The 3759-nt window shown below is 66.8% G+C and carries 4 protein-coding genes; 3 read left to right on the top strand and 1 reads right to left on the bottom strand.

Annotated elements, in window-relative coordinates; translation table 11 throughout:
• Positions 1–291 precede the first annotated feature (291 nt).
• From AC1DXX_RS33025 to AC1DXX_RS33035, 3 genes are read left to right on the top strand one after another with little or no spacing between them, the layout of a single operon-like run.
• A complete protein-coding gene (locus AC1DXX_RS33025; protein WP_478138418.1) occupies positions 292–1887 on the top strand; it encodes an esterase/lipase family protein in 1596 nt (531 codons plus the stop codon).
• Between the two features lie 39 nt (positions 1888–1926).
• Positions 1927–2340, top strand: coding sequence for a hypothetical protein (locus AC1DXX_RS33030; protein WP_478138419.1), 414 nt, complete (start codon positions 1927–1929; stop codon positions 2338–2340).
• Positions 2341–2348: 8 nt separating this feature from the next.
• Complete coding sequence (locus tag AC1DXX_RS33035) at positions 2349–2885, top strand: cysteine hydrolase family protein (RefSeq protein WP_478138420.1); 537 nt, start codon at positions 2349–2351, stop codon at positions 2883–2885.
• 6 nt (positions 2886–2891) lie between these two features.
• On the opposite strand, the gene AC1DXX_RS33040 is transcribed toward AC1DXX_RS33035, so the two are convergent.
• Entirely contained in the window at positions 2892–3629 is a 738-nt protein-coding gene (locus AC1DXX_RS33040) for a metallophosphoesterase family protein (RefSeq protein WP_478138421.1), read from the bottom strand.
• Between the last annotated feature and the right edge of the window lie 130 nt (positions 3630–3759).

Raw genomic sequence — 3759 nt, forward strand, 5'->3', positions numbered from 1 at the left:
TGCGCAGCCGGCTGCGGCGAGCACGGTGCCGCGGCGCAGCAGTTGAGGCAGGTAGGACCCCTGCGAAGCCGAATCGTCAGCCATGGGAAAAACCTCTGAACGTGTGTTTGTCTGGAGCCGCGAGACTAGCGACAGCGGGCGTTTCAATGGTTTCAGCGGCAGAAACATTCGGTGCGCAGGGACATTCCATTCGGGTGCACGGTGCACCGTCGTATGCCATGCGCCCTATGGCCGGCATCGTGCCGGCGCGGCACACTCCGGGGCTTCATGGGCCCCGAAGAGGCGACACGCATGAGCAGCAGCAACCGCTATCCCATCATCTACGTGCGCGGCTATGCCATGACCGAGGCCGAGCGCGACGACACCGCCGCCGACCCCTTCTGCGGCTTCAACATCGGCTCCACGGTCTACCGCGCCACCGTCAAGAAGGACGCACCGGCGCAGAAGTTCGTTTTCGAATCGCCGGTGGTGCGCCTGCTGGCCGACTACCAGTACCAGAGCGTCTACCAGAACGGCCTGGACATCCTCGACGACGACTGGAAGCCGTCGCCCGACGAGACCGGCAAGGACGTGGACGGCATCCCCTCGGCCTCGATCATCATCTACCGCTACTACGACACCGGCTCCGAACTGCTCGGCGACGGCAAGTCGCGGGACGTCAAGATCTATGCGGAGGGCCTGGGCAGGCTGATCCTGCGCGTGCGCGACCTCGTGGCGCGGCGCGAAGGCGCGGCCGCCGCGCCGGAAGACTTCCGCTGCTACCTCGTGGCGCACTCGATGGGTGGGCTGGTGGTGCGTGCCTTCCTGCAGAACCCGGCGCTGGGCGATGCAGCGGCGCGCGCCTGCGTCGACAAGGTGTTCACCTATGCCACGCCGCACAACGGCATCGAGCTGGGCGGCGTCAACATCCCGGGCTGGCTCACGGCGAACGAGATGAACACCTTCAACCGCGAGGAGATGTCGGAGTTCCTCGCCACGCCGCCCGTCGATGGCCGCATGGACTACCTGCCGGCCTCGGCCTTTCCGGCCGAACGCTTCTTCTGCATGGTCGGCTCCAACCGCGGCGACTACGAAGCGGCCAAGGGCCTCTCGCGCATGTTCGCGGGCCACGGCAGCGACGGGCTGGTGCGCATCGAGAACGCCTCGCTCTGGTCCATCGACGCGGCGAAGCGGACCCGGCCCGTGGCCACCGCCTACGCCTTTCGTTCTCACTCGGGCTACTTCGGCATCGTCAATTCCGAAGAGGCCTACCAGAACCTCGTGCGCTTCCTGTTCGGCGACGTGCGGGTCGATCTCTGGCTCGACGTCGATGGCGTGACCCTGCCGCCAGACCTGCCGAAGGACGCCGACGTCGATGCGCTCTACCAGGTCGAGCTGCTGGCCGCGCCGCGCGGCAAGCGCTGGTACCTGAGCCGGCGCGCGGCGGAAGAAGACTCGCCCGCCTGCCGCACGCACAAGGAACTGACCGACCCAACGAAGCCCGAGCGCCGCTCGATCTACCTCTCGACCGTGTTCCTCGCCAACAAGGCCCGGGTCAAGCAGGACCGCCCCACGCTGGCCTATGCCATGACACTGGGCGTGCGCGTGCCCGACTACCAGGTGAACAAGAAATTCTGGCTCGACGGCCACTACGAGGGAAGTTCGCTGTTCCGCGACACGCTGGTCGTCGAGATCGCGCCGCCCCAGGCGGGCGACCCGGCACAGAACTGGAACGTCAAGTACGGCTGGCAGACCGACACGGCAGGGCAGGCCTCGCTGCCGATGAGCCCGAAGCAGCTGGCCGGCGGCAAGCTGCAGTTCCTGGTGCCGCTCTCCAGTCTCGGCGCCGCGCCGGCCGCGCCCGGCATCAGCGGCAAGGTGCGGCTGGAGGTGGGCGCGTGGAATTGAGGCCGGGTGCGGTTCGCATGGCTCACAATCGCACCTGACATGCACTACCTGCTTTTCATCGGCGCCTTCATCTTCTTTGCCTTCATGGCGCCGCTCAAGCTCACGGTGGCGGTCTGCGCGCTGGTGCTGTTCGTGACGGTGGTGGTGAAGATCTCCGCGCAGGTCGTCGCCGGGGCCTCGCCGACCTTGAGCGAGTCCTTCAAATCGGTTTTCTACGCCTCCCTGTTCGTGGCCCTGGCCCTGCTCGCGTTCGTGAGCTTTTCCAGCGGAACGGGCATTCACCATATCGACGGGTTGCCCGCGCTGGCGGCGATGGCGGGGCTGTTCGTCGCCTACACGCTGGGCTTCCAGCTCGGCATCGGCACGTCATTCGGCGCCAGCGCGGTCATCGCGCTCATCTCGACCCTGCTGTCGGGTGCCATCCTCTGGTCTGTCAAAGGTCTTGCTTTTTAACCAACGCCATGAAAACTGCCGTTCTCGTCATCGACATGCAACGCGGCCTCTGCGACGACCCGCCGCGTCCCCACGAAGCCGAAGAAGTGATCCAGCGCATCAACGCGCTCACCGAACGCGCACGTGCGGTCGGTGTGCCGGTGGCCTTCATCCAGCATGAGAACGCCGTCGATCTGGAATTCGATTCCGAACGCTGGCAACTCGCCGATGCCCTGCACGTCGATGCGAGCGACACGAAGATCCGCAAGACCACGCCCGATTCCTTCCTGCGCACGCCGCTCGAAGCGTGGCTGACGGGGCACGGCGTGCGCCGCGTCGTGATCGGCGGCTATTCGTCGGAGTTCTGCGTGGACACCACCACCCGCCGCAGCGCAGCGCTGGGCTACGAGGTGGTGCTCGCGGCCGACGCGCACACCTCGCACGACAAGCCGCATGCCACGGGCGCCTTCATTCGCGCGCACCACAACGCCACGCTGTCGGACATCACGAGCTTCGGCGTGCGGATCAGCGCGGTCCCCAGCGCGGAGATCGCGTTCGGCGACTGAACCCCGCTACGGCATGCGCCCGGTGGAGAGTGCGCAGGCCCAGTCCGGACGCTGGTGCGCGAGAGCCAATGCCGCCATGGCCGCATGGCCGTACGGCACGGCAACGAGGGTGGAGATCCAGGCGCCTTCCGACCGCTCGACAATGGCGTAGCGCGCATCCGGCGAGCCGGTTTCGACGGCATGCGGATACGGATGGATGTCGTCGTACGCCGGCAGGCCGACGCTGCCCGGATTGACGATCAGTTGCCCGCCGGAAGCGCGCACCACGCGCGGCACATGCGTGTGGCCGCACGCGATCAACTCTGCATCGACCTGGCCGAGGCGCGCATCGATTTCCGCCTGCGTGGCCGCGCGAAAGTCTCCGGGCTCGACGGTCTCCAGAAAGTATTCGAGATCGCTGGCCGGCGTGCCGTGGCAGAGCATGACTTCCGGGCTGAAACGAAGGCTCGGCGCTAGCGATGCCATCCATTCGAACTCTTTCGCGCCAAGCCGCGAATGCGCAAACTCGTCCGACGGTCCTCGGCGGCCGGTGGGCAGGGTGAGAAGCTGCCGCTCATGGTTCCCGGCGAGATGAACCCAGTCCTGGGCCATCAGGAACTGCGCGGTCTCCAGCGGCATCAAGGGGCCCGACAGGCTGTCGCCCAGGTTGACGACGGCATCCACGCCGCGGCGGCCGATGTCCTCGACCACGGCTTCGAGCGCGGGAAGATTTCCATGAATGTCGGAGACGATGGCGATGCGCATTTGCGGATCCAATGCAGGCAGTGGGCAGAGGGGCGCGATCTTAGTCCGCGACCGATCTGCCCGCGCCGGAGTTCAGGGCGCGTGCACAGGTTCAGGGCGCGTGCACAGGCCACCGGGTGCTCCCCGCAGC

Source organism: Variovorax sp. P4_B10 (genome assembly GCF_056402375.1).

What these genes read in the sequence shown, in the direction of transcription:
- AC1DXX_RS33025 (WP_478138418.1), top strand. Translation starts at nt 292, where the DNA reads ATGAGCAGCAGCAACCGCTATCCCATCATCTACGTGCGCGGCTATGCC.
- AC1DXX_RS33030 (WP_478138419.1), top strand. Translation starts at nt 1,927, where the DNA reads ATGCACTACCTGCTTTTCATCGGCGCCTTCATCTTCTTTGCCTTCATG.
- AC1DXX_RS33040 (WP_478138421.1), bottom strand. Translation starts at nt 3,629, where the DNA reads ATGCGCATCGCCATCGTCTCCGACATTCATGGAAATCTTCCCGCGCTC.
- AC1DXX_RS33035 (WP_478138420.1), top strand. Translation starts at nt 2,349, where the DNA reads ATGAAAACTGCCGTTCTCGTCATCGACATGCAACGCGGCCTCTGCGAC.